This window comes from Bacteroidales bacterium (assembly GCA_014860575.1).
In the GTDB taxonomy this organism is placed as follows: domain Bacteria; phylum Bacteroidota; class Bacteroidia; order Bacteroidales; family JAAYJT01; genus JAAYJT01.
On sequence record JACZJK010000028.1, the window covers coordinates 101,906 to 126,977 of the forward strand.

Consider the following 25,072-nt stretch of genomic DNA (forward strand, 5'->3'; position numbering starts at 1 on the left):
AGCAAAAATTAACCTTAAGTACCCCAACGCTTTTAACACATTCAAAATGTTCGACCTCGACAAATGGCAGGAAATCTTCAGTACCATCAAAAAAAACAAGATGCGTACATTTCTCACGGGATTCAGCGTGGCATGGGGGATTTTTATGCTCATCATCCTCTTAGGTTCTGGCAAAGGTTTGCAAAATGGAGTTGAGCAGCAATTTGCATCTTCGGCTACAAATGCAATTTGGTTCTGGACCGGCCAAACCAGTATGCCTTATAAAGGAATGCAGCCGGGTCGTACAGTGAGATTGCGGAACGAAGATTATCAATTGATTGAAAACCGGATTGATAATATTGAATATGGATCTCCACGTTATGATATGTGGAATGTTACAATCAGTTTCAGGAATCAGTCTTCCAATTTCAGGCTGCGGGGCATTTTCCCTGAATTTTTCCAGATTGAGAAGTTAACAATGGTGGATGGACGTTTTGTGAACCAAACAGATTATGATCAATACCGGAAATCTGCGGTGATCAGCACCCTGGTTAGCGAAGCCTTGTTTAAAGACCCGGCAGACGAAGTGCTGGGAAGTTACATCAATGTAAATGGGGTTCCTTTTAAAATTGTTGGCATTTTCACCGACGATAACAGCCGTGACGAAAACATGCGCATGATTTACATCCCCATCAGCACTGCGCAACGCGTTTTTGGTGGAGCAAACCGTATTCACCAGTTTTCAATTACCGTTGATGGCGATGCCGCAACGAGTGTAAATATTGAAAAATCCATTCGTGCTGAGATGGCAAGGGCTCATCGTTTCGATGTGGAGGATAAACGGGCCATGGGAAGTTGGAACACGTTGGAGCAATACACCAAATTTCAGCAGCTTTTTGCAGGAATCAGACTTTTTATCTGGATTATTGGGATCGGAACCATCATTGCCGGCATTGTTGGTGTAAGCAATATCATGATGATAGTAGTAAAGGATCGCACCCGCGAGATTGGTATTCGCAAATCAATGGGAGCTACTCCCTGGTCAATTATTAGTCTCATTTTACAGGAATCAATTTTGATAACCGCTTTTGCAGGATATATTGGACTTGTACTTGGAGTTGGGCTGCTTGAAATGGTATCCGGACAGATAGATTCAGAGTTTTTTAAGAACCCTGAAGCGGATTTTTACACAGCCGTTAGCGCCACGATTGTGCTTGTTGTTTCCGGCGCCATTGCAGGTTTCATTCCCGCACGCAGGGCAGCTGCGATCAAGCCGATCGAGGCATTGAGGGATGAATAACTTGTGGTCAGAACCAGGAAAGAAGGGGAGAACGGGAGATGGGGAGAAATGGTGAAATGGGGAAATGGAGTATTGGAGTAGTGAATGGTTGATAGGTTAAATGGTGAACTTTGAACTTTGAACCCGGAACTTTGAACCCGGAATAATAAACGATTAAATAACAACTTGACAGAGTAAAGCATGTTCGATCTCGATAAATGGCAGGAAATTTTCAGCGCAATTAAAAAGAACAAAATGCGCACTTTTCTCACAGCCTTTGGTGTGTTCTGGGGTATTTTCATGCTGATAATCATGCTTGGTTCGGGAAATGGATTAAAAAACGGGGTGACCAGAGGTTTTGGCGATTTTGCCACAAATAGCATTTTTATGTGGACCCGCAACACAACCGAGCCTTATAAAGGGTTGCCCCGCGGTCGCCGCTGGAATTTCCGCAATGCAGATATTCAGGCGTTGAGAAACAACATCAGCGAAATAGAATACATCGCTCCCCGCATACAGGCCTGGGGTAGCGAAGGCGCAAATAATGTGGTCAGAAACCAAAACACAGGAGCATTCTTCATTTATGGCGATTATCCCGAATGGAACCTGATTGACCCCGTTGAAATGGTGAGTGGCCGCTTCCTCAACCACTCTGACATTGATCAGACCAGAAAGGTGGCAGTGATCGGAACAAGGGTGAGCGAGGTTTTGTTTGAATCTGATGAAGACCCGATTGGACAGTATATTAAAATACAAGATGTTTTCTTTCAGGTTATTGGTGTGTTTAAGCCGCGCAGCACCGAAGTGAACTTTGGAGGTGATAAAACCCAAAGTATACATATCCCCTTTACAACCCTGCAGAGAGTGTATAATTATGGAGATATTGTAGGCTGGTTTGCCTTCACTTCACAACCGGACGTACCGGTTAGCCAGGTAGAAAACAAGGCTATTTCCCTGCTTAAACGGCGGCATACTATTTCACCCGATGATAAGCAAGCCGTTGGGTTTTTCAACATGGAAGAGCAATACAAGAAAATGATGGGATTATTTATGGGCATCAATGTGTTGATCTGGATTGTTGGAACCGGAACCTTATTTGCCGGGGTAATCGGGATCAGCAATATTATGCTCGTTATTGTTAAAGAGCGGACCAGGGAAATTGGAATTCAACGCGCCATCGGAGCTTCGCCCTTCAAAATTGTAAGCCAGATTATTACCGAATCTGTTTTTCTAACAACATTGGCAGGATATATTGGTCTGGTGCTTGGAGTGGCCCTGGTTGAACTCATCAATTTTGCTTTATCACAAGGCGGTGGCGAAGGCAATATGATCCACAACCCACAGGTTGATTTCAATGTAGCCATCAATGCTTTGATCATTTTGGTTGTATCAGGAGCCATTGCCGGATTTATCCCGGCCCGCAAAGCCATTAGTATAAAGCCAATTGATGCACTTAGGTATGAGTGACAAGGAGAAGAGGAGACAAGGGGACGAAGGACGAAGGGAAAAGGAAACCCGAAACGCCGAACACCAAACTTGAAACCTTGAACCTTGAACCCGGAACTTTGAACCCAGAACAACGAAATAAAAACAATAATCCATAAACACAGTAGTCATGAAAGCGTTTTTTAGAATTTTACTCATCGTTATCATTGTAGGAATTTTTGGAGGAACCATTTATTACCTCTACAGCAAATCAAGGCAAAAACCGGTTGTATTTGAAACTACCACGGCGTTTCAAACCGATATCATTAAGAAAACGGTTGCCACTGGGAAAGTAGTTCCCCGCCAGGAAATTGATGTCAAACCCCAGGTTTCTGGAATCATTGAGCAGATTTATGTTGAACCCGGCCAACAGATAAAATCCGGCGATCTGATTGCCAGGGTGAAAATTATTCCCAATATGCTTAATCTTGCCAATGCTGAGTCGCGTGTGAAACGTGCCGAAATAAGTCAGCAGGATACCAAGCGTGCTTTCGAGCGCCAGAAGGATTTGTTTGAAACAGGTGTTGTTGCTGAAGTCGAGTTCCAGCAATACGAAATGGCTTACCTGAATGCACTTGAAGAATTGCAGGCAGCCGAAAACAGTTTGCAGCTCATCCGCGATGGTGTTGCAAAAAGCCAGGGCGAATCTTCGAACACGCTAATTCGTTCAACCATCAGTGGTATGATCCTAAAAGTTCCTGTCGAAGTTGGCAATTCTGTGATTGAAACAAACAATTTCAATGAAGGAACCACCATTGCCACCATTGCCGATATGACTGAAATGATTTTTAAGGGAAAAGTAGATGAATCGGAAGTTGGCAATATACATGAAGGAATGAACCTTATTCTTACAATTGGCGCTATTGATACGATGAAGTTCGATGCCCGGCTTGAGCATATTTCCCCACGTGGTTTGGAAGAAAGCGGCGCGGTTCAGTTTGAAATACGCGCAGCTGTTACGCTGGCTGAAGGAGTTTTCATCAGGGCAGGCTATAGCGCCAATGCCGACATTGTTCTCGACAGCCGTAAGGATGTGCTTGCATTAAAAGAAAGCCTGCTGATTTTTGAGAGCGACAGCGTTTTTGTTGAGGTTGAAAAGGAACCACAGGTTTTTGAACGCCAGGAAGTAAAGCTTGGATTATCCGATGGACTGAATGTGGAAATCCTCTCAGGCCTTACAACTGAAGACAAAGTAAAGGTTCAGAACGGAAAGACTGATGTATAAAGGGAAAGCCTGTGATTTGAAACCAAAAGCCTTTGGCCTAATCACGCTCTCTTTGCCCGCAAGTTAATCAAAGGGCATTTAATAGGGTCGCACGAGAATGCCAACTGTAATTGGCGACATTTCCGGGCCAAAGTTGTCGTCAAACAAATTGGTAAGGCCATAATAGGCTGTAAGATTGATCCATTTGTATCCAATCATGGCATAAGTACCGAGCCGGTAATTCATTATATTCGGGTTATTAAACACTTTCATTTTGACCTCGGTTTCAGCATCACTTGTAAAGTCATTGCCTTTATATTTGGTTTTGTCCGAAATCAGGTATCCGGCTTTTGCGCCCAGGGCAAAAGTAAGATGGCTTTTGGTTTTGTAACTGAATTCAAGGGGTAATTCTACCCAGTTGAGGTTAAGCTTATATTTTTGATGTGTAATTGTATCAAGGATATAACTGAATTCTGAAACCCCAGCAGTGTTGGTTGTCAGCACGGCATTCTTCGTATACATATTTTGCGTAGCCAATACCAGCCCGCTTGAAATTCCGAACCCCGACTCACCAAACTGATGGTAATAAAGAAGGGAAATATTTGCACCCCGGTTGATAGTCCGAAGTTCAAGTTCAGCAGGCGTATTAAGCCAAATGTCGGAATTGAGCTCTAATCCAAAACGGATATTTCTAACTGAATATGGGCTGACACCCTGTGCCATTGTAATTGTTGCAATAAATACCAAGGCTGCAAATACCAATGCTTTTTTCATGAATATTGTATTAAATGAGGGTTCAAAACTACAAAGAAATTTTCTAGTCAAGGAAATTGGTATAAAGGATGTCAATCATGCTACCTTTAATCTCAGCGGTTTTTAGTAGTTACAAGCCGAAGATTGAATGATAACGATGGTGCATAACAATTTGTTTTGTACAAAGTATACTGCTAAAAAAGAAACCCTGACAAATAAGGAATCTGACAGGGTTGATCTTTGTGCGCCCACCTGGACTTGAACCAGGGACCTACTGATTATGAGTCAGTTGCTCTAACCAACTGAGCTATAGGCGCTTGTTTGTGCGATCCTTTAACCAGGTTCGCAAAAACAGGGTTGCAAATTTACATAAATGTGTTAATTAACCAATAAATGCTGTGGCTTTTTGTTTCTGGTTGATGAAAGGCATATCGAAAGGCAAAAGTGGGTTTGAATTAGCAGGTCGTACAAGCGGCTGTTACCAGTTGAAGTTCTTTCCATCATTGTCTCACAAGTTTATATTTGACTTTGTCGAGATGTAAAAGTTCGCCTTCTTCTTCGTTGCCAATAGTGCTATATAAATAAGTAGTATCGTTTTGTATTATGAATGCAAACAACATTGCATTCCTTTCGTTGGCATTAAAAAATATTTCATCCAAGATTGTCTTAGGCCCACCTAAAAAGTCAGTAGCTACATTGTAAGTTTTGAAACCAGAATATCCAGTAATTGTGCCATCGCTTTTCAAAGTAACCTTTGTCCAATTGTTTGTGCTGTCAAGAAGCAAATAGTCACCGGAAAAAAGTTTTTCATTCACCATGTATTGAAGACCCCACGCCGCATCATCGCTATTTTGTTTGTCTGATACTTTAGCAAACATTCTTTTATCAATAAGTTTATCGGAGCTGTTATAACGATAAAGAGCTAATAAAACTTTATTGTTTATTTTTTCGTAGCCAAGTTCGAAATAGTTCGTTTTGACATCAAAGTCTGGAAGATTGGTTTTTAAATTAGTCGTTTCTTGTCCAGATTCAAAAAAAGCCATGAAATTAAAACCTTCATGATTGTTCCAGCTAACTCCAATATCTATACTGTCAGATTGAAATGTTGCGTCAATAACCATTGTCACAACACCTTCTAACCTGTCCGAAGACTTTAAGGGTGACTTAGTTTTTTCAATTTCGTTTATATAGTCTGTCAATACCCAGACACCATTTAAAATTGAAATGAAATTATTATTCAATCTGTCAGTTTGGTTTACTTTATTGTCACCGGCAGAAGTATTGTCATTTGAGCAACTTGTCAAAATGATAAAAGTCAAAAATGTGATTGTTAATTGTCTCATTTCTGGTCATTCCAAGATTAATGGTAACTAAATAACATCTACAACTTTTCCTCCTGCATCATCCTGTAAATAGTGGTTTTGCCAACGCCTAGCTTATCGGCTACAAGGCGAACCTTGTTCTCATATTTCTCAAGGAAGTGTTTTATTATTTTCCGGTTATACTCGTCCAGCGTTGTTTCTTGCTGGAGAAAATCATTCAGCACCCCGGTTGAACTGAATTTTATGTCTATATCAGAAATGGTATCACTGTCAGCCATTACCGCGGCCAGTTCAATAATAGCCTTGAGTTCACGTACATTGCCAGGAAAATGATATTTCCCGAGTTTCTCAAATGCCTCTGGTGATATAGCCAGCTTTTTCATTTTGTTTTTGGCACAAAACTCTTCAACAAAGTGCCTGGCCAATAAAAACACATCGCTTTTTCTGTCGCGTAACGGGGGCAATTCGATGGGTAAACCAAGCAAACGGTAATAAAGGTCTTCGCGGAAATTGCCTTTTTTAACCTCCTCCAACAGATTTTTATGGGTTGCACAAATTACACGCACATCAAGTTTTACAACTGCGTTGCCGCCAATACGTGTGACTTCTTCTTCCTGCAGCACCCGCAATAGCTTGGATTGCATGTTGAGATCCATATCACCGATTTCATCAAGAAAAATAGTTCCTTTTTGCGCCTCTTCAAACTTTCCGATCCTGCGGTTCATAGCTCCTGTAAATGCACCTTTCTCGTGACCAAACATCTCGGCTTCCATCAGTTCTTTCGGAATTGCTGATACATTGACGGCTACAAACGGGTGATGGGATCGCGCAGAATGAAAATGTATAGATTTGGCAACCAATTCCTTTCCTGTTCCGGTTTCGCCGGTAATGGATACGGTAATACCAGTACGAGCCGCTTTTTCAATCAACTGAAAAACACGTTCAATCGCGTTGCTGTTTCCCTTGATTATGTTGCCAAATTCGTATTTTTTAACAACTTCCTGTTCAAGAACCGAGACTTTTTGCTTGAGTTTGTCAGTCTCGCGCAGGTTCTTAATTATATTCCATAAACGATCCTTTGTGTCCTGATCCTTGAGTACATAGTCATAAGCTCCTTTTTTTAACAGCTCTACCGCAGTTGATATTTCCTGTTGTCCTGAAACAATGATAACAGGAAGATCGGGGTTAAACTCCTTGATTTTGGTAAGAATTTCAAGGCCGGTCATTCCCGGAAGGTTGTAATCAAGTGTGATGACCGAAGGATTTCGATAAAGATTGCCAAGTAATTGCTTGCCATTTGCAAAAATCTCGACCTCATAATCAGGGTTCAGAGATAAATGATGCGCAATAATTCTGGCAAAAATTGCCTCATCTTCAACTATAAAAATTTTGTAAGTATCCACTCGCTTATCTTATAGGGTTAACTGTGCGGCTAAAATACAAAGAAAGAAACTCTGACAAAATTAATCTCCTATTCAAGGGAATAAGCGTTTGTAATGGAGCGTATTAAATTGGCGAACACTACTTCAACCTCAGCCAATGAACTGCTTGTTAACAATTGGAGCCTGTGCTCTTTAAAATGTGGCAAAGCTCTGAAATATCCCGAATAATGTTTTCTCATTTCCAGGATGGCTCTTCTCTCACCCTTCAATGCAATTGCATGAAGAAGATGCTCTTTACAAACTGCTATCCGGGTTCTCAAATCTGGGCCTTCAGTGCGAACGCCATCATTAAGGAAATTTCTTATCTGCTCAAACAACCAGGGATTGCCAATGGCTGCCCTGCCTATCATGATGCCATCAACACCATAATTATCAAACATCAGTTTTGCAGTTTCGGGACTACCAATATCACCGTTTCCGATCACAGGGATATGCATCGCCGGATTGTTTTTAACTTCAGCAATCAAAGTCCAGTCGGCTGCTCCTTTATACATTTGAGCCCTTGTACGGCCATGAATGGTTATGGCGGAAATGCCGCAATCCTGCAAGCGTTCTGCAATTTTAACAATATTTTTTGATCCTTCATCCCATCCCAGCCGGGTTTTCACAGTTACCGGCAGTTTTGTAGCATTCACCACGGCTTTCGTAATATTGATCATTCGCGGAACATCCCTTAAAAGATCGGCGCCGCCGCCTTTATTGATAACTTTCCTTACAGGGCATCCGAAGTTGATGTCAATGATTTCAGGATTGGCTTCTTCGGCCAATAAAGCAGCCTGTCGCATAGCTTCAGGATCATGGCCAAAGATTTGAATTGCAATAGGACGTTCAGATTCTTTGAATATGAGTTTATTCTGACTTTTTGCGGCGTCCCGGATCAAACCCTCGGAGGAGATAAACTCCGTAACAACCATGTCGGCGCCAAACTTCTTGCAAACCAGCCGGAAAGCTGAATCTGTAACGTCTTCAAGAGGCGCTAGCACCAGCGGTTTTTCGCCCAGATCAATATTGCCTATTTTCATGGCATCAGATTTAGTAGCGTTTTCAAATCCTGCTCTTCAATAAATTTTTTGATCAATACCGGCATCGGAAAATGAGTGGGATTATTAGTGCTTATATAACCATCGGGGAGGCGGAGTGAATCATTCTTCCCAAGCAAAATCTTAAAAAAGCGGGCATGAATAATTCTATGTGTCAGCAAATGCCTGTACGATCCGGGATAAACATCTGTTACCGGGTCTGAACCGTCAAACAGTTTCATGAATTCGTCATGGCTGCGTAGTTGATCAATGCTTAACAGTTTGTTGGTTTCAATAAGCGGAAAGTCATACAAATGTTTCCAGATGTCGCCATGGTTTCTATGCCTGAGCACAATGCCGGGAAAATCGTTAAAATAATGCTGGACAACCAGGTAATTGAAAAACCTGGCCGTAACCCCGGTTTTCTTTTCTTTATAAGGAATCACAGCAACCTTTTCTTCTTTGTACGCTTTACAATCATTGGCAAAAGGACATTTATTACAATCCGGCTTGACCGGCACACATTGCAAGGCTCCAAATTCCATCATGGCCTGGTTGAATAATCCCGGCGAATCAGCGCTGATCAATTCATTTACGTGACTACTAATATTGTTAATAGTCTTTCCAGAATCTATCGGTTGTGATATTCCCAAATACCGGGAAACAAACCTGAGGACATTGCCATCAACAACTGCCACAGGCTTGTTGAAAGCAATTGAGGCAATAGCGGCTGCAGTATATTTACCTATTCCCTTTAGTTTTTCAAGTTCTTTAAAGTCTTCCGGAAAATTCCCGTTATGGCTCTCAACCAAAAACCTGGCAGTTGCATGCATATTGCGTGCCCTCGAATAATAACCCAGCCCTTCCCACGTTTTCAGCACAAGTTCCTCGGATGCATTTGCAAGACTTTGAATGTCAGGAAAGCGTGAAATAAAGCGGTGATAATAAGCTAAACCCTGGTTCACACGGGTCTGTTGTAATATGATTTCCGAAACCCAAATGGCATAAGGATCGTTAGTCGTCCTCCAAGGGAGTGGACGACAATTTTCTAAATACCAATTTACCAGTGTGTTGCGAAAAAGAATTTCCTCCGTCATGAAGCGCAAAGGTAAATGAAGTTGGGAAATAAAAATTCTTAGAATTTCTCTCGTTTATGAAAATATTATATCTTTGCAGCCCTCATTAAAAAATTTATTATCAAATCATTAAAAACTAAAAGACTATGACAAAGGCAGAAATTGTAGCAGAAATTGCTAATAAAACTGGAATTGAAAAAGTGGCCGTTCAGGCAACAGTTGAAGCTTTCATGGAAGCCGTTAAAAGTTCACTTGCAAACGGAGATAACGTGTATCTGCGCGGTTTCGGTAGCTTTATTGTTAAAAAGAGAGCAGAGAAAACAGGAAGGAACATTTCAAAGAACACTACCATCATTATTCCGGCACACAACATTCCTTCATTCAAACCAGCCAAAACCTTTGTTAGCGAAGTTAAAAACAAGGTTAATTAAGAAACGGTAATTTTTAAACCATACTATTATGCCCAGCGGAAAGAAAAGAAAAAGGCACAAGATGGCGACCCACAAGCGCAAAAAACGCTTGAGAAAGAATCGCCATAAGAAGAAATAAGAGCAAGGAAGTGTGAGTTACAGTTTATTACATACTGTAACTCGCCCCTTTTTTTATTCTTTTCCATCCCTACTCATTTACCGTTTGATTTGTGGAGTTGGTCTGTTCCAATGCAGGTAGATATTAACACACTATATAAGTAGTGAACAAGGAATTAGTTATTGATTCGGAATCGTCCGAGGTCAGCATTGCATTACTTGAGGACAAGGTATTAGTAGAACTCAACAAGGAAAGAAGCAACAACAACTATGCAGTTGGAGATGTGTACCTTGGCCGGGTTCGGAAAATAATGCCTGGCCTCAATGCTGCATTTGTAGATGTTGGCTACGAAAAAGACGCTTTCCTTCATTACCTCGATCTTGGCCCCCAGGTTAACTCCCTTAATAAATTTGTGAAACTTGCACTTTCAGGCAAGGTTCAGGACGGCTCGCTCGCCAAGTTTGAGATGGAGCCGGATATTGATAAAAGCGGCAGGATTTCCGCTGTTCTCAGCCCGAACCAATTGGTTGTGGTTCAGATTGCAAAAGAACCTATTTCAACCAAAGGTCCCCGTATTACTTCTGAACTGGCGTTTGCCGGACGGTACCTTGTTATGGTTCCCTTTTCGACCCGGATTTCGGTATCTCAGAAAATTAAAAGCCCCGAAGAACGCAACAGGCTTAAAAGACTGATTCAAAGCATAAGACCAAAAAATTGCGGCATCATCATCCGAACCGTTGCCGAAAACAAAATGGTTGCCGACCTTGATGCGGATCTCAGGAATTTGACCCAGAAATGGGAAAACACTGCAATTAAATTAAATGGTTCGCAGCCACCGCAAAAAATAATCAGCGAAATTGACCGTACATCGGCCATTCTACGCGATATACTCAGCGAGTCGTTCAACAACATTTATGTAAATGATTCGGTTGTTTACGACGAAACCAGGAATTACATTAAGAAAATATTTCCCGATAAGGTTGATATTGTAAAGCTGTACAAAGGTAAGATCCCGATTTTCGAACATTACGGGATTGATAAACAGATCAAGAATGCTTTTGGGAAAATCGTAACCATAAAAAGTGGTGTGTATCTCATTATTGAACACACCGAAGCGTTGCATGTGATTGATATCAACAGCGGCCACCGGGTTAACTCCGATAATTCGCAGGAAACCAATGCACTTGCTGTAAACAAAGAAGCGGCTATTGAAGTGGCGAGGCAATTACGACTGCGTGATATGGGCGGCATCATCGTGGTGGATTTCATTGATATGCACCAACCGGGGCACCGCCGCGATCTTTTCCAGAAACTAAAGGATGAGATGGCGAAAGACCGTGCCAAGCATGCCATTCTGCCTCCGAGCAAGTTTGGTTTGGTTCAGATCACAAGGCAACGGGTCAGACCCGAAATGACGGTGCAGGTGCTTGAAAAATGCCCTTCATGTGATGGTACCGGTAAGGTGAAATCGAGCATCATGCTTATTGATGAGATCGAAAATAACATTCACTACCTGATAAAGGATCAAAACGAAAAGTTCCTGAAGCTTACCGTTCACCCTTATGTGTATGCTTTTTTGATAAAGGGCATGCCATCCCTGAGGATGAAATGGTACTTCAAATACGGTAAGTGGATAAAACTGAAACCAATGGCTGCTTATCATATTCTTGAATATCACTTTTTTAACAAGAACGACGACGAGATAATCCTATGACAAGTGCTCCGGAAAGGGCACTTTTTTTGTAATTTCGCGCCTCATTTTTAACAATAAATTAAACGATGGATATTGTTGTAAGCGGCATCAGGCCTACCGGAAACCTCCACCTTGGTAATTATTTTGGAGCGGTTCAGAATTTTATAAGGATGCAGGAAGAGCACCAGTGCTATTTTTTCATCGCCGATTATCATTCGCTCACCACTCACCCAACACCTGCCGATTTGCACGGCAATGTTAAAAATGTGCTGGTTAATTTCCTGGCCGCCGGCATGGATCCTGAAAAAGCTATCTTGTACATTCAAAGCGATGTTCCTGAAGTTACAGAGCTTTATCTGCTGCTAAACATGAATGCCTATTTGGGTGAATTGGAAAGGGTGGCGTCATTCAAGGAAAAAGTGCGAACCCAACCCAATAACATCAACGCCGGTTTGCTCACCTATCCCACCTTGATGGCGGCTGATGTTATGATCCACAAAGCTGCCAAGGTTCCCGTAGGAAAAGACCAGGAACAACACCTTGAAATGATGCGCAATTTTGCGAACCGTTTCAATCGTATGTATAATGTGGAATATTTCCCTGCCCCTGTGGCTTTTAACTTCGGAGAGGAACTGATTAAAATTCCCGGGCTGGATGGCAGCACCAAAATGAGCAAATCAGATGGCGATCAAAACGCCATTTATTTATCTGACGAACCCGAAGCCATCCGCAAAAAAGTCATGCGCGCCGTAACCGATGCCGGTCCAACTGAAGAAAACCAGCCCAAACCCCAGCCCATCGAAAATATTTTCCAGTTAATGAAGGCGCTTTCCTCACAGGAGGTTTATGAGCACTACAGCAAGCTTTACAATTCCTGCCAGATCCGATACGGCGATATGAAGAAGCAATTGGCTGAAGATGCTATAGCCTTCACAGCTCCCTTCCGTGAAAAGATCAAGGAATTGAATTCCGACAATAACCATCTGCATAAAGTCGCCAGCCTTGGCGCAGCAAAAGCCCGTGAAAGCGCCTCCCGCACCATCCTCGAAGTGAGGGAGATTATTGGGTTTAAGGCATTTTAGAGGGACGAAGTGACGAGGGACGAAAGGAGGCTTGGTAAATTGAAGATGTTGACATGCTTCAAAAATATGTTTTGCTTTTTGAATCTTATCGCACACTATAATTCTTCTGTGCCAGGTACATTTTTAAATATGAGACGGTTGCAAGTTTTTTATTTATTAGTTTTCATTGCGCTTATCGGATGTAATCATAATCAATATGCAATCATTGTTCTTGAGGGTCATACAAACATTGCTGATACTCTTACAATCCGAGAGATAAGTACAGAAAAAGTCATCGCACAAATACCATTGATCAAAGGACAATCGGAATTCAGGTTTAAGCTTGACGAAATAATTATCGCTTCGATTGAACTGAACGGGGTCGGTAATGAAAATATTTATGTTATTGATCCAAAGATTAAAAAAGTAATCAATATTGATTCTGCCGTATTGATAAAAACAAATTCTGTGGCTGATTCGCTCTTGAAATACTTTTGGCGATCCCAAAACGAAATGTTTGAAAAACATAATGATTTGTTCTGGAATGAGAACAATCCGGAGAAAGTGCTCATTGTGTTTGATAGCTTGATTTCTTTCAGGGATCAACAAATCACCCAGATGATGTCCAGATTAAGCAAGGATGAGAAACAGCTATTGCGATCCCGAAACAAAGGATTGGCGTATAACTTTCTGTTTTATTACGGGAGAGTGATTAGAGAATATCCTTGTGAAACCAAATATTATGAATTTATTACCAACATTGATCACGATCACATTTTGGTCAAATCAATGCCAGATATTGTGCTCTATAAATACGAAGTGGAGATTTTAAGGGCGATAGATACTATTCCGGGAATTGATCATTTTTTAACCCACATTGATAAACAGGATATTTCTCAGGACTTGAGGGACTTTTTAAAAGCAATTTACTTGCAACGGATTATTGATAGACCATCATATTGGAAGAAACATCAATATTTTATTACAAAAGCTGCTTTTGAGAGCGCCCTTGAACGAGAGCAAGCCAACGATTATTTGCATCTCTTTAAAGGTTTGGCGAATTCTTTTATATCGTCCAGGGAAGGAGAAAGGGCATTTGATTTTTCTGCAATCGCAAACAATGGTAATACTGTTAAATTATCTGACTTTAAAGGCAAACTTGTAGTGATAGGTGTTTGGGCAACATGGTGTGCCCCTTGCCTGGACGAACGTCCACACTTAGTGGAAATTGCAGATAAATACGCCGGTAATTCCGATGTTGTAATATTATTGATTTCAGTGGATCAATCCGTAAAAAGCTGGAAAACATTCCTTAATAAAGAAATCAGAGCACATAAGGGGATTGACGTGATAATTCCGGATGGGATGAAAACGGAGTTCGGAGAAAAGTATTTGATTAAAATTATTCCGAAATACATCATGATCAACGAAAATGGGCTGATCATTGATGTTGACCTACCAAAGCCCTCATCGTCACTTGACATGAGAATTGAGGAGGAGTTAAGATTCCGCAGCATCCGCGAAATAAGAGAGATTATTGGGTTTAAGGCTTTTTAGAGGGACGAGGGACGAGGGACGAAGTGCGATTCCCATTCCCATTCCTCCATTCCTCCAACACTCCATTACTCCACCAGTTGACCAATTGACTAATCAACCAATTGACCACTCCACTACTGCAACACTGCACCACTGCATCACAAAAAATAAACCTTTTCCACTAGCTTTTGTTTAAGTTCCAAGATTTAACCAAGCTGATTTCAAATGATTAAAAAGGTTTTGGTCGCTAACCGCGGCGAAATAGCCGTCAGGGTTATGCGATCCTGTCGTGAGATGGGCATCCTCACCACCGCCGTTTTCTCCGATGCCGACCGCAAATCCCTGCATGTGCGTTATGCTGACGAAGCTTACCACATTGGCCCTTCACCATCGGTTCAAAGTTATCTGAACATTGAAAAGATCATTGAAGTTGCCAAAAAATGTGGCGCCGATGCCATTCATCCCGGCTATGGTTTTCTTTCAGAAAATGAAAAATTCGCACAACGCTGTGCTGATGAAGGAATAATTTTCATTGGCCCCTCGCCTTATGCCATCTCAGCCATGGGCGACAAGATTACCGCGCGCAAACACATGTCGAAGGCTGGCGTTCCGGTGGTTCCGGGAACCCAGGATAAAATCACTGACGACAAGGAAGCAATAAAGATCATCAAAGAAATCGGTTTGCCGGTGATGATCAAAGCTTCGGCAGGCGGCGGTGGAAAAGGCATGCGTTTGGTTCGCAAGGAAAGTGAAATTATTGCCGGAATACGTGCTGCGCGCTCGGAAGCTGCTTCTGCTTTTGGCGATGATGCCGTTTATATTGAAAAATATATTGATTCGCCCCATCACATCGAGTTCCAGATACTGGCCGATCAGCACGGGCATACTATTCATCTTTTTGAGCGCGAATGTTCGGTGCAGCGCCGCCACCAGAAAGTGATCGAGGAAACACCTTCGCCACTACTCACTCCTGAAATCCGTGAGGAAATGGGCCGTTATGCCGTAGCAGCAGCAAAAGCCGTAAATTATCATGGTGCAGGCACCATTGAGTTTATTGTTGATGACAACCTCAACTATTACTTCCTTGAAATGAACACACGCCTGCAGGTAGAACACCCTATCACCGAGCGGGTTGTGGGCGTTGATTTGGTAAAAGAGCAAATTCACATTGCCAACGGCGAACACCTGAAATTGAAGCAGGAAGATTTGCGCCAGTTCGGCCATGCCATTGAATGCCGGATTTATGCCGAAGACACCAACAACAACTTTATGCCTAGTCCGGGTCTGATCCGTCACATTACCGAACCTCTTGGTTTGGGTGTGAGGCATGATGGCTATGTGTACGAAGGTTATGAGATTCCTATTTATTACGACCCGATGATCTCCAAGCTGATTGTTTGGGCGCAAACCCGCGGGGAAGCCATCTGGCGAATGCGCAGGGCCTTGTATGAATACAAGATCACAGGTGTGAAAACGTCCATCAAATTCCTGGAAAGGATTATGGATGCACCGGCATTTAAAAGCGGAAACTACAACACCCATTTTATTCAGGACAATATGGATTTCCTGATGCAGGACCCTTATTGTGGCGACCGCTGCGAAACCCTTGCCATCATTGCAACTTATATTGATTACCTGGACAAACTCGGGTCAGAACCGAGCGCGAAGGTTTCGCAAAACGGAACAAGCAGATGGAAAGAACGTAGCCGACAAACGCTAAGGAGGTAAATATTAATTATTCCAAATTCCAAATTTCAGATTCCTCAAATGATCATAGTTTGCTCCTTAATTTTGAATATTGAATCTTGAATCAGTCAAAATGAAAACAGAGATAAACATAAACGGTCGTACAGCAGAAGTTGAACTGCTGCATCGCGAAGGCCACCAGGTGAAGGTGAGCGTTGATGGTGAGATCATTGAACTGGATCTGGCAAAACTGGGAGAAGGTATTTACTCAGCTTTGCTCAACGCTAAATCCTATAATATCGAAATGGTGAATACCAGTAGCAAACGCCATTATACTGTCAACACCTTTTACAACAGCTACGATATTGAGGTGATTGACCCGCAGGCCAGGTACCTGAAAAATCGTTCGGGCGCCGGACAACAAGCCAGTGGTGATACAATCATAAGCCCCATGCCAGGTAAAGTTGTAAAGATATTGGTGAAAGAAGGCGACGAAGTAGAAGCCGGCCAAACCGTGATGACCATCTCGGCCATGAAAATGGAAAGCGAATTCAAAGCTCCCCGCGATGCCAAAGTGAAAAAAATCAATATTGCCGAAGGCGATGTAGTGGATGGAAACCAGGTGATGATGGTTTTTGAGTAAGATCCAAGCTCCAAATTCCAAATCCCAAGGCTAAAAATCCAAAGCTTAAAGTTTAAAATTCAAAGTTCAAACAGCCCAATCCCAATATACTTCTAACTATTTAACCAATTAACCAATCAAACCTTCCATCACTCCATTACTCCATTACTCCAACACTCCACCATAACAGCATCACAAAACAACAAACCAATGAACACAAAGGAAGACGTCTACAAACGCTTTGAAGAAAAGAATGCCGAAGCCCTGCTGGGCGGCGGAATTGAAAGAATAGAAAAACTTCACCTTACAGGCCGTAAAACAGCACGCGAACGCCTTGAAATATTGCTCGATCCCGGCAGCTTTGTTGAACTCGATAAGTTCATGACCCACCGCACTTCTGATTTCGGCATGGACAAACAGAAAATCTCCGGCGATGGCGTAGTGAGCGGCTACGGAAAAATTGATGGCCGCCTGGTATATGTGTTCGCACAGGATTTCACGGTTTTTGGCGGAACCCTGAGCCGTGCCAATGCCGATAAAATTGTGAAAGTCATGGACCTCGCCATGAAAATGGGCGCTCCGGTCATTGGATTGAACGACTCCGGCGGGGCGCGCATTCAGGAAGGAGTACAAAGCCTTGCCGGCTATGCCGATATCTTTTACCGCAACGTGAAAAGTTCCGGTGTAATACCACAAATCTCTGCCATACTTGGGGCATGTGCCGGTGGCGCTGTGTATTCGCCTGCCATCACCGATTTTATTTTCATGGTAAAGGATACCAGCTACATGTTCGTAACCGGCCCCGATGTGATCAAAACCGTTACCCACGAAGAGGTTACCAAAGATGAATTGGGCGGCGCCATGACCCACAATGCCAAAAGCGGCGTGGCACATTTTATGGCTTCCGATGATGAACAATGCTTGATGATGATCCGCGAGCTGATGGGTTTCCTGCCTTCGAACAACATGGAAGACCCGCCTGTAGCACCAAGTATTGACGACCCCAACCGCGAGGATGAAAAGCTTGAACAATTGGTTCCTGCCGATCCCAACAAGCCTTACGACATGAAAGAACTCATCCACAGCGTGGTGGACGACAGCAACTTTCTCGAGGTAATGCCGCATTATGCACAAAATATGCTTACCGGCTTCGCCCGCCTGGATGGGAAACCTGTGGGCATTGTGGCCAACCAGCCTGCATTTCTGGCGGGTGTACTGGATATCAACTCCTCAGTAAAAGCTGCGCGTTTTGTGCGTTTCTGCGATGCCTTCAACATTCCCCTTATCACCTTCGTGGATGTGCCAGGGTTTTTACCGGGAACCAACCAGGAGTTTGGCGGCATCATTAAACATGGTGCAAAACTGTTGTATGCTTTTGCCGAAGCCACGGTTCCCAAAATAACAATAATTACCCGCAAGGCGTATGGCGGGGCTTACGATGTGATGTCGAGCAAGCATATAGGCGCGGATGTGAATTACGCGTTTCCTACCGCCGAGATTGCCGTGATGGGCCCCGACGGCGCTGTAAACATCCTTTACCGCCAACTTGACGAAGAGCAGAAAAAAGAAGCCGTTAACAATTACCGTGAAGCCTTTGCGAACCCATACAAAGCCGCCGAATTGGGCTATATTGATGAGATCATTTATCCCCGCTATACACGCCGCAAACTGATACAGGCGCTGGAAATGACCCAGAACAAAAGCGAGGCAAGTCCGGCGAAGAAGCATGGGAATATTCCGTTGTAGGGAAGACCCAGGTCCAAAGCCCCAAATTCAAAATTCCAAGTCCCAAGAACCAAGAAGCAAGACACAAGAGCCAAGACATAGGAGTCATGCTTGCTTTCCGTCCGACCGCTCCAAGCGGTCTGACGGATATTGGTGACAGGGTTTTTACCCATCCGATCGCTGGGAGCGATAGGATGGGGCTAATGCACCACAAACTTCTCCCTGCCCACCGGTCCGTCAGACCGCTGGGAGCGGTCGGACGGTGCGCCAAGCTACAGTGAAGCAAGCAGTTTCTCAATCACTTCAGGATAATGCCGGTGCTCCAGTGCATGAATGCGCTGTGCAAGGGTTTCGGGAGTATCGTTTGGTAAAACCGGGCAGCGTGCCTGGAAAATGATGTCGCCTTCATCATACTTCTCATTTACGTAATGAATGCTGATGCCGCTTTCCTTTTCAGCGGCGGCAATTACTGCTTCGTGCACTTTTGAACCGTACATGCCCCTGCCTCCATACTTTGGCAGCAGGGCAGGATGAATATTTATGATTTGCCTTGTGAAATTCCGGATAATATTATCGGGCATTAGCCAGAGAAAACCGGCCAAAACAATCAATGACGGATTCTCTGCTTTTAGCCGGTTCAGCACCAGATCGGTTTCGTATAGTTCGGTTCGGGAAAAACAATTTGCGGGAATGTTCAGTTTTTTAGCTCTCTCCAGCACATAAGCATCGCAGCGGTTGCTCATTATCAGCGTAACCTTTGCGTTCGCACCAGGCTCAAAATACCTGGCAATGGCTTCAGCATTTGTTCCGCTTCCAGATGCCAGTATCACTATACGTTTGCTCATAAGTGTGTTCAGAAAGCGCAAATATCAGAAAAATTCAGCCATTCTCAGAATATCTTTTACTAGCTGTTTTACAGTAAGATGCTAAAATATACCTTTTTAGGCTCTGAATCAATAATGCTGATAAACAAATAATTAAGCTTCTCACATCTAAAAAAAGCAATTTACTTTTTTGTTATGATCGTTTTTATCTTTTACTTTGCAGGCTCAAATCAAAAAAGGAGAAAAAATGTCAGAAATTGCAGCAAAAGTAAAAGCTATCATCGTTGATAAGCTTGGAGTTGACGAAAGTGAAGTAACACCTGAAGCAAGCTTCACCAACGATCTGGGTGCAGACTCTCTCGACACCGTTGAACTCATCATGGAGTTCGAAAAAGAATTCAACATGGCCATTCCCGATGAGCAAGCCGAAAAAATTGGCACCGTTGGCGAAGCCATCGCTTACATTGAAAACATTGTTAAGTAATTTCATTATTTAATGAAGTTAAAGCGAGTTGTAGTTACCGGCTTAGGCGCACTGACTCCAATAGGCAACAACACCCATGACTATTGGAATAGTTTGATTAATGGAGTCAGTGGCGCTGATGCTATTACACGTTTTGATGCCTCCAAACACAAAACACAGTTTGCCTGCGAGTTGAAAGGTTTTGATGCAGCCGATCATTTCGATCGCAAAGAAGCCCGGAAATATGACAGGTATGCCCAATACGGGCTGGTGTGCAGCGACGAGGCAATCAAAGACGCTGGCATTGATGCATCAGAGATTGACCGCGACAGGGTGGGGGTAATCTGGTCGAGCGGTATTGGTGGAATTGACACCTTCGCTGAAGAATTGATCAATTTCGCTCATGGCGATGGAACCCCGCGTTTTAACCCGTTTTTTATTCCTAAAATGATTGCTGATATTGCCGCAGGCCATATCTCAATCAGGCATGGGTTTATGGGTCCCAATTTCGCAACTGTCTCAGCCTGTGCTTCCTCAGCCAACGCTATTGTTGACGCCTTTTATTATATAGGGCTTGGCAAGGCCGATGCCTTTGTTTGCGGAGGCAGTGAAGCAAGTATAAGCCCAACCGGAGTAGGTGGTTTTAATGCCATGCATGCTATATCAACCCGTAATGACGATCCCAAAACTGCCTCGAGGCCGTTTGATAAGGACCGCGATGGATTTGTTATGGGCGAAGGCGGAGGAGCATTGATACTTGAAGAACTTGAACATGCCCTGAAGCGTGGAGCAAAAATTTATGCAGAAGTGGCCGGTGCAGGCCTTTCGGCCGATGCCTACCATATTACAGGCCCGCATCCCGAAGGCGAAGGCGCACGTAAATCAATGAAATATGCTTTGCTGGAAGCCGGCTTTGCATTGAATGAGGTTGATCATATCAATACGCATGGAACCAGCACACCTCTGGGAGATATTTCAGAACCCAGAGCCATTGTTAATTTGTTTGGAGAAGATGCTTACAAAATAAGCATTAACTCAACCAAATCAATGACTGGCCATTTACTTGGCGCCGCTGGAGCAGTTGAAGCAATTGCCACCATACTTGCGGTTCAGAATGATATTATTCCTCCAACAATCAATCATTTTACTGATGACCCTGATATTGACAACCGCCTTGATTTCACTTTCCATAAGGCGAAGAAAAGGGTTGTAAATGTGGCATTGACAAATACATTTGGGTTCGGAGGGCATAACGTAAGTATCGTTGTTAAGAAGTTTACACGTTAAGCTGTGCATTTCTTTAAACCAGGCTTTTTCAGAGCCATTCTATCAACTGACAGAAAACTTTATTTCAAACTCAGAAATATTTTCGGGTTTTATCCCGGAAATATTTCGTTATACCAGTTGGCTTTCAGGCATAAGTCGCTGGCTATAAAACAAAGTAACGGCGCCAGGATTTCAAATGAGCGGCTCGAATTTCTTGGCGATACGATCCTGGATTCTATCATTGCCGATTACCTGTTTAAGCTATTCCCATTCAAGGATGAAGGCTTCCTTACAAAAATGAAGTCTAAAATAGTAAGTCGCGCACATCTGAACAAACTTTCGGCAAAGCTGGGAATTGATAATCTAATCCAATGTTCACAGGAATGTGGGCCGCATTACAAGTCAATGAAAGGGGATGCATTTGAAGCCTTCATCGGGGCGCTTTATCTCGATAAAGGCTTTGATTTCACTAGGAAGATCGTGGTAGACCGCATCATCCGCCTCCATATCAACATGGATGAATTGCTTTCAATTGACCTCAATTATAAAAGTAAGTTACTCGAATGGGTTCAGCGCGAAAGAAAAATACTTGAATTCAAGGTTGTTCAGGAAGTCGGAAGCGGTTACAACAAACAATATATCGTGGAGTCGCTGATTGACCAGACTGTTTATGGGCATGGTCAGGACTTCTCTATCAAGGCTGCCGAACAACAGGCTGCTGAAAGGGCGCTCGAACTGATTACTCAGAAAGAATTGGAAAAAAATTGAGTAACTGAATTGTTACAGTAAATAAGATTCCGGGGCACTTTTCGCAGCAAGCAAAAAAAACTCCGCTAACTTTGTTGCTTTAAATCATTTCACTCATGGCTAAGAAGCATCGGCTCCAGGTCGCTAATGGTGATGAATATTCCGTTATTGGAATTGCAACACAGCTGAAGGATTTTAAGATGTGCTTTTTCCTGAACCAGGCTCTGGGAACCAGGCTTGTAAGGGATGGGGAAATGCAGGTAAGTAATTCGGGTAACCAGACATCAGCTTTTCCATTTTTCCGATATTTTGATGCGCCCAACAAAATCAACTGGTACTTTGTGGCTAACAGGAACCATGAGCAACAATTAATGATCAGCGAGCTAAAACAACTAAGCTATTTTCTGATTAACGATGGCATTCCACCCTTCATGAGCCTGGATGATTTTATTGCTTCTGTGAGTAAAATCAATAACGTCCAGCTTGCACATGAAATCTTACCTCAACGTTATAAAGAACTGGTTTTTATACTGCAGGATCTTGAGATGCATGTTCTTGAACTTGATAGAAGCAACAAGCCCTGAGGCCACTTCGTGAAAAAGTTGGCAATTGGCAGTTGGCAAAAAAATCCAAAGAACAAAATCCAAAATCCAAAGTTGAGTCCACTCCGAAAAGTCACAAATTGCTGATTTTTACCGTTTTTAGCCCCTGACCCCTAAAGGGGAAACGCTAAAAATCAGCAATTTGTAGAAGTCCCCTTTAGGGGATTTAGGGGCGGATTGACTTTTCGGAGTGGACTCAAAGTTCAAAATCCAAATAGCTGTCATTTGTAGATTTCTGAATCCTAAATCTGGAATTTTGAATTAATAATTCCATCCGCCACCAACCCACATTCCCGTGCTTTAGGCGGACAAGTCACTCCAGGCTTCGACCCCGAAGGATCGGGACAAGCAAGCTTAGCCACCGCATTACTTCAACACTGTATCGCAAAAAATTGTCGTTGGCGCAGGTTCAGATAAAATTGTTAATTTTGTTAACTTTAATTAATCTTAATAAGAGCCTGCAAAATTCAAGATATAATGACAAATAATCAGCAAAACATATTGGAAGAGGTTACCAGCCAGGATTACAAGTATGGCTTTTTTACCGACCTCGACATGGATGTATTCCCCAAAGGGCTGAGTGAGGATACCGTACGGGCAATCTCTGCAAAAAAGAATGAACCGGCATTTATGCTCGAATTCCGCCTGAAAGCCTACCGGAAATGGCTGGAAATGAAAGAACCCACATGGGCACATATCAAATATCCGATTATCAATTACCAGGATATTATTTACTATGCCGCTCCCAAAAAGAAACCGGAACTAGAAAGCCTTGACCAGGTTGACCCGGAGTTGATTGAAACCTTCAATAAACTTGGAATTTCTCTGGACGAGCAAAAGCGCCTCTCTGGAGTAGCCGTAGATGCGGTGATTGACAGCGTTTCAGTAAAAACTACTTTCAGCGACACATTATCAAAGCACGGTATTATATTCTGCTCCTTCAGCGAGGCAGTGCAAAAACATCCGGAACTGGTTCAGAAATATATGGCCACAGTTGTCCCACACGATGATAATTACTTTGCCGCCCTTAACTCTGCCGTTTTCTCGGATGGCTCATTCTGTTACATTCCAAAAGGTGTTCGTTGTCCCATGGAACTTTCTACCTATTTCCGTATCAATGCTGCTAATACCGGCCAGTTTGAGCGTACCTTGATCATTGCCGAAGAAGGCAGTTACGTGAGTTACATGGAAGGTTGCACCGCACCTTCCCGTTCCGAAAACCAACTGCATGCTGCTATCGTTGAGATCATAGCCCTGAAAGATGCAGAGGTCAAGTATTCAACGGTTCAAAACTGGTATCCAGGCAACAAGAAAGGCGAAGGAGGGGTTTATAACTTTGTTACCAAGCGCGGCATCTGCAAAGGCAATAACTCTAAAATTTCCTGGACACAAGTTGAAACCGGTTCTGCCATTACATGGAAATACCCAAGTGTAGTATTGATGGGCGATAATTCGATCGGCGAGTTTTATTCAGTTGCGGTGACCAACCATCATCAACAAGCCGATACCGGCACCAAAATGATCCACCTGGGTAAGAACACGCGCAGCACTATTATTTCGAAAGGAATTTCTGCCGGCGTAAGCAACAACAGTTACCGTGGCCTCGTAAAAGTGATCAAGCGCGCTGTGAACTCAAGGAATTTTACCCAATGCGATTCGCTTTTGCTTGGCGATAAATGCGGGGCACATACATTTCCCTACATTCATAATGAAAACGCTTCTTCTATTGTAGAACACGAAGCCACAACATCTAAAATCTCGGAAGATCAGTTATTTTATTGCAAGCAACGTGGCATTGACACCGAAAATGCAATAGCGCTTATTGTGAATGGTTATGCCAAGGAAGTTCTCAAACACTTGCCTATGGAGTTCGCAGTGGAAGCACAGAAGTTGTTGGCTGTGAGCCTCGAAGGAAGTGTAGGCTAGGCAAGATCCAAATCCAAAATCCAAAGGTCAAAATCCAAAATCTAAAGAACTCAATAAAACAGTCTGTAAATGCTAAGTATCAGGGATTTAAAAGTATCAATCAACGGTAAGGAAATTCTTAAAGGAATCAACCTTGAAGTAAAAAAAGGAGAGGTTCACGCCATCATGGGACCCAACGGCACCGGCAAAAGCACGCTTGCTGCTGTTATCGCAGGTCGCGATGTTTTTGAAGTAACCAGCGGACAGGTATTGTACGACGGCAAAGACCTCCTCGATTGGCCTGTGGAGCAGCGGGCGTCTGAGGGAATTTTTCTCGGCTTCCAGTATCCTGTAGAAATACCAGGCGTTAGCATCGTTAATTTTATGCGAACCGCTATCAACGAACAACGAAAGTACAAAGGGCAGGACCCGATTCCTGCAAAGGAGTTTCTGGCTCAAATGGAAGCAGCCAAGAAAATGCTTGAAATGCAAACCAGCCTTACGAACCGGTCGGTAAATGAAGGTTTCTCGGGTGGAGAAAAGAAAAAAAATGAAATTTTCCAATTGGCAATGCTTGAACCGCGGCTGGCAATTCTTGACGAAACCGATTCGGGCCTCGATATAGATGCATTGCGTGTTGTAGCCAATGGTGTAAACAAACTTCGCAGCAAAGAAAATGCCTTCATGGTGATAACCCACTATCAGCGCCTACTTGAATATATCATTCCGGATTTTGTGCATGTGCTGTATGATGGACGTATTGAAAAATCGGGTGGGAAAGAACTGGCCATTGAATTGGAAGAAAAAGGATATGATTGGATCAGAAAAAACATTTAAGACTGTGTACAGTGTTGT

22 protein-coding genes and 1 tRNA gene are annotated in these 25,072 nt (G+C 43.0%); 16 read left to right on the top strand and 7 right to left on the bottom strand.

Features of this window, described 5'->3' with window-relative positions; genetic code table 11:
- Positions 1 to 46 precede the first annotated feature (46 nt).
- The 3 genes from IH597_07830 (at position 47) to IH597_07840 (ending at position 3,968) form a co-directional block, all read left to right on the top strand.
- Positions 47 to 1,279 (top strand): ABC transporter permease, encoded by a 1,233-nt coding sequence (locus IH597_07830; protein ID MBE0662362.1) that lies wholly within the window; start codon positions 47 to 49, stop codon positions 1,277 to 1,279.
- Positions 1,280 to 1,459: 180 nt separating this feature from the next.
- Positions 1,460 to 2,725, top strand: coding sequence for an ABC transporter permease (locus IH597_07835; protein ID MBE0662363.1), 1,266 nt, complete (start codon positions 1,460 to 1,462; stop codon positions 2,723 to 2,725).
- Between the two features lie 148 nt (positions 2,726 to 2,873).
- On the top strand, positions 2,874 to 3,968 hold the full coding sequence (locus IH597_07840; GenBank protein ID MBE0662364.1) for an efflux RND transporter periplasmic adaptor subunit: 1,095 nt from the start codon (positions 2,874 to 2,876) through the stop codon (positions 3,966 to 3,968).
- Positions 3,969 to 4,046: 78 nt separating this feature from the next.
- Here IH597_07840 and IH597_07845 read toward each other — a convergent pair whose 3' ends face one another.
- The 6 genes from IH597_07845 to mutY form a co-directional block, all read right to left on the bottom strand.
- The gene (locus IH597_07845; protein MBE0662365.1) at positions 4,047 to 4,721 is read right to left on the bottom strand and encodes an outer membrane beta-barrel protein; all 675 of its coding nucleotides are present in this window, start codon (positions 4,719 to 4,721) and stop codon (positions 4,047 to 4,049) included.
- Between the two features lie 222 nt (positions 4,722 to 4,943).
- Positions 4,944 to 5,017 (bottom strand) — tRNA-Ile (locus IH597_07850).
- 183 nt (positions 5,018 to 5,200) lie between these two features.
- Positions 5,201 to 6,043: a hypothetical protein gene (locus IH597_07855; protein ID MBE0662366.1), complete on the bottom strand. Its 843-nt coding sequence runs from the start codon at positions 6,041 to 6,043 to the stop codon at positions 5,201 to 5,203.
- 38 nt (positions 6,044 to 6,081) lie between these two features.
- Entirely contained in the window at positions 6,082 to 7,425 is a 1,344-nt protein-coding gene (locus tag IH597_07860; protein MBE0662367.1) for a sigma-54-dependent Fis family transcriptional regulator, read from the bottom strand.
- Between the two features lie 68 nt (positions 7,426 to 7,493).
- The gene (gene dusB, locus IH597_07865; protein ID MBE0662368.1) at positions 7,494 to 8,486 is read right to left on the bottom strand and encodes a tRNA dihydrouridine synthase DusB; all 993 of its coding nucleotides are present in this window, start codon (positions 8,484 to 8,486) and stop codon (positions 7,494 to 7,496) included.
- The gene (gene mutY / locus IH597_07870) at positions 8,483 to 9,568 is read right to left on the bottom strand and encodes an A/G-specific adenine glycosylase (protein ID MBE0662369.1); all 1,086 of its coding nucleotides are present in this window, start codon (positions 9,566 to 9,568) and stop codon (positions 8,483 to 8,485) included. The genes dusB and mutY overlap by 4 nt, the downstream gene beginning before the upstream one ends.
- Positions 9,569 to 9,705: 137 nt before the next feature.
- Here mutY and IH597_07875 point away from each other — a divergent pair, with 137 nt between their 5' ends.
- The 7 genes from IH597_07875 (at position 9,706) to IH597_07905 (ending at position 18,431) form a co-directional block, all read left to right on the top strand.
- Entirely contained in the window at positions 9,706 to 9,990 is a 285-nt protein-coding gene (locus IH597_07875; protein ID MBE0662370.1) for an integration host factor subunit beta, read from the top strand.
- Between the two features lie 260 nt (positions 9,991 to 10,250).
- Positions 10,251 to 11,801, top strand: coding sequence for an Rne/Rng family ribonuclease (locus IH597_07880; protein MBE0662371.1), 1,551 nt, complete (start codon positions 10,251 to 10,253; stop codon positions 11,799 to 11,801).
- A 65-nt stretch (positions 11,802 to 11,866) separates the two neighbouring features.
- Positions 11,867 to 12,862 (top strand): tryptophan--tRNA ligase, encoded by a 996-nt coding sequence (gene trpS, locus IH597_07885; protein MBE0662372.1) that lies wholly within the window; start codon positions 11,867 to 11,869, stop codon positions 12,860 to 12,862.
- Between the two features lie 129 nt (positions 12,863 to 12,991).
- Complete coding sequence (locus IH597_07890; protein ID MBE0662373.1) at positions 12,992 to 14,398, top strand: TlpA family protein disulfide reductase; 1,407 nt, start codon at positions 12,992 to 12,994, stop codon at positions 14,396 to 14,398.
- Positions 14,399 to 14,602: 204 nt separating this feature from the next.
- Entirely contained in the window at positions 14,603 to 16,105 is a 1,503-nt protein-coding gene (gene accC / locus IH597_07895; protein ID MBE0662374.1) for an acetyl-CoA carboxylase biotin carboxylase subunit, read from the top strand.
- A 91-nt stretch (positions 16,106 to 16,196) separates the two neighbouring features.
- Complete coding sequence (locus tag IH597_07900) at positions 16,197 to 16,706, top strand: biotin/lipoyl-binding protein (GenBank protein MBE0662375.1); 510 nt, start codon at positions 16,197 to 16,199, stop codon at positions 16,704 to 16,706.
- A 189-nt stretch (positions 16,707 to 16,895) separates the two neighbouring features.
- Entirely contained in the window at positions 16,896 to 18,431 is a 1,536-nt protein-coding gene (locus tag IH597_07905) for an acyl-CoA carboxylase subunit beta (protein ID MBE0662376.1), read from the top strand.
- A gap of 251 nt (positions 18,432 to 18,682) precedes the next feature.
- Here IH597_07905 and purN read toward each other — a convergent pair whose 3' ends face one another.
- Positions 18,683 to 19,255, bottom strand: a complete 573-nt coding sequence (purN, locus tag IH597_07910) for a phosphoribosylglycinamide formyltransferase (GenBank protein ID MBE0662377.1) — start codon at positions 19,253 to 19,255, stop codon at positions 18,683 to 18,685.
- Positions 19,256 to 19,481: 226 nt separating this feature from the next.
- On the opposite strand from purN, the gene IH597_07915 reads away from it, so the two are divergent.
- From IH597_07915 to sufC, 6 genes are all read left to right on the top strand, one after another.
- The gene (locus IH597_07915; GenBank protein MBE0662378.1) at positions 19,482 to 19,718 is read left to right on the top strand and encodes an acyl carrier protein; all 237 of its coding nucleotides are present in this window, start codon (positions 19,482 to 19,484) and stop codon (positions 19,716 to 19,718) included.
- A 12-nt stretch (positions 19,719 to 19,730) separates the two neighbouring features.
- Positions 19,731 to 20,984 carry a beta-ketoacyl-ACP synthase II gene (gene fabF, locus IH597_07920; GenBank protein MBE0662379.1) on the top strand — a complete coding sequence of 418 codons (1,254 nt, stop codon included), beginning with the start codon at positions 19,731 to 19,733 and terminating at the stop codon, positions 20,982 to 20,984.
- A gap of 36 nt (positions 20,985 to 21,020) precedes the next feature.
- Positions 21,021 to 21,731, top strand: a complete 711-nt coding sequence (rnc, locus tag IH597_07925; protein MBE0662380.1) for a ribonuclease III — start codon at positions 21,021 to 21,023, stop codon at positions 21,729 to 21,731.
- A gap of 95 nt (positions 21,732 to 21,826) precedes the next feature.
- Positions 21,827 to 22,294 carry an IPExxxVDY family protein gene (locus IH597_07930; protein ID MBE0662381.1) on the top strand — a complete coding sequence of 156 codons (468 nt, stop codon included), beginning with the start codon at positions 21,827 to 21,829 and terminating at the stop codon, positions 22,292 to 22,294.
- A 495-nt stretch (positions 22,295 to 22,789) separates the two neighbouring features.
- A complete protein-coding gene (sufB, locus tag IH597_07935; protein MBE0662382.1) occupies positions 22,790 to 24,238 on the top strand; it encodes a Fe-S cluster assembly protein SufB in 1,449 nt (482 codons plus the stop codon).
- A 69-nt stretch (positions 24,239 to 24,307) separates the two neighbouring features.
- Entirely contained in the window at positions 24,308 to 25,054 is a 747-nt protein-coding gene (gene sufC / locus IH597_07940) for a Fe-S cluster assembly ATPase SufC (GenBank protein ID MBE0662383.1), read from the top strand.
- Positions 25,055 to 25,072 lie beyond the last annotated feature (18 nt).

Excerpts from the sequence above, each read along its gene's own strand:
- dusB (MBE0662368.1), bottom strand. The coding sequence starts at position 8,486 with ATGAAAATAGGCAATATTGATCTGGGCGAAAAACCGCTGGTGCTAGCG.
- sufB (MBE0662382.1), top strand. The coding sequence starts at position 22,790 with ATGACAAATAATCAGCAAAACATATTGGAAGAGGTTACCAGCCAGGAT.
- IH597_07900 (MBE0662375.1), top strand. The coding sequence starts at position 16,197 with ATGAAAACAGAGATAAACATAAACGGTCGTACAGCAGAAGTTGAACTG.
- IH597_07855 (MBE0662366.1), bottom strand. The coding sequence starts at position 6,043 with ATGAGACAATTAACAATCACATTTTTGACTTTTATCATTTTGACAAGT.
- IH597_07890 (MBE0662373.1), top strand. The coding sequence starts at position 12,992 with ATGAGACGGTTGCAAGTTTTTTATTTATTAGTTTTCATTGCGCTTATC.
- sufC (MBE0662383.1), top strand. The coding sequence starts at position 24,308 with ATGCTAAGTATCAGGGATTTAAAAGTATCAATCAACGGTAAGGAAATT.
- IH597_07835 (MBE0662363.1), top strand. The coding sequence starts at position 1,460 with ATGTTCGATCTCGATAAATGGCAGGAAATTTTCAGCGCAATTAAAAAG.
- IH597_07830 (MBE0662362.1), top strand. The coding sequence starts at position 47 with ATGTTCGACCTCGACAAATGGCAGGAAATCTTCAGTACCATCAAAAAA.
- IH597_07875 (MBE0662370.1), top strand. The coding sequence starts at position 9,706 with ATGACAAAGGCAGAAATTGTAGCAGAAATTGCTAATAAAACTGGAATT.
- purN (MBE0662377.1), bottom strand. The coding sequence starts at position 19,255 with ATGAGCAAACGTATAGTGATACTGGCATCTGGAAGCGGAACAAATGCT.
- IH597_07840 (MBE0662364.1), top strand. The coding sequence starts at position 2,874 with ATGAAAGCGTTTTTTAGAATTTTACTCATCGTTATCATTGTAGGAATT.
- fabF (MBE0662379.1), top strand. The coding sequence starts at position 19,731 with ATGAAGTTAAAGCGAGTTGTAGTTACCGGCTTAGGCGCACTGACTCCA.
- accC (MBE0662374.1), top strand. The coding sequence starts at position 14,603 with ATGATTAAAAAGGTTTTGGTCGCTAACCGCGGCGAAATAGCCGTCAGG.
- IH597_07915 (MBE0662378.1), top strand. The coding sequence starts at position 19,482 with ATGTCAGAAATTGCAGCAAAAGTAAAAGCTATCATCGTTGATAAGCTT.
- IH597_07905 (MBE0662376.1), top strand. The coding sequence starts at position 16,896 with ATGAACACAAAGGAAGACGTCTACAAACGCTTTGAAGAAAAGAATGCC.
- IH597_07845 (MBE0662365.1), bottom strand. The coding sequence starts at position 4,721 with ATGAAAAAAGCATTGGTATTTGCAGCCTTGGTATTTATTGCAACAATT.
- trpS (MBE0662372.1), top strand. The coding sequence starts at position 11,867 with ATGGATATTGTTGTAAGCGGCATCAGGCCTACCGGAAACCTCCACCTT.
- IH597_07930 (MBE0662381.1), top strand. The coding sequence starts at position 21,827 with ATGGCTAAGAAGCATCGGCTCCAGGTCGCTAATGGTGATGAATATTCC.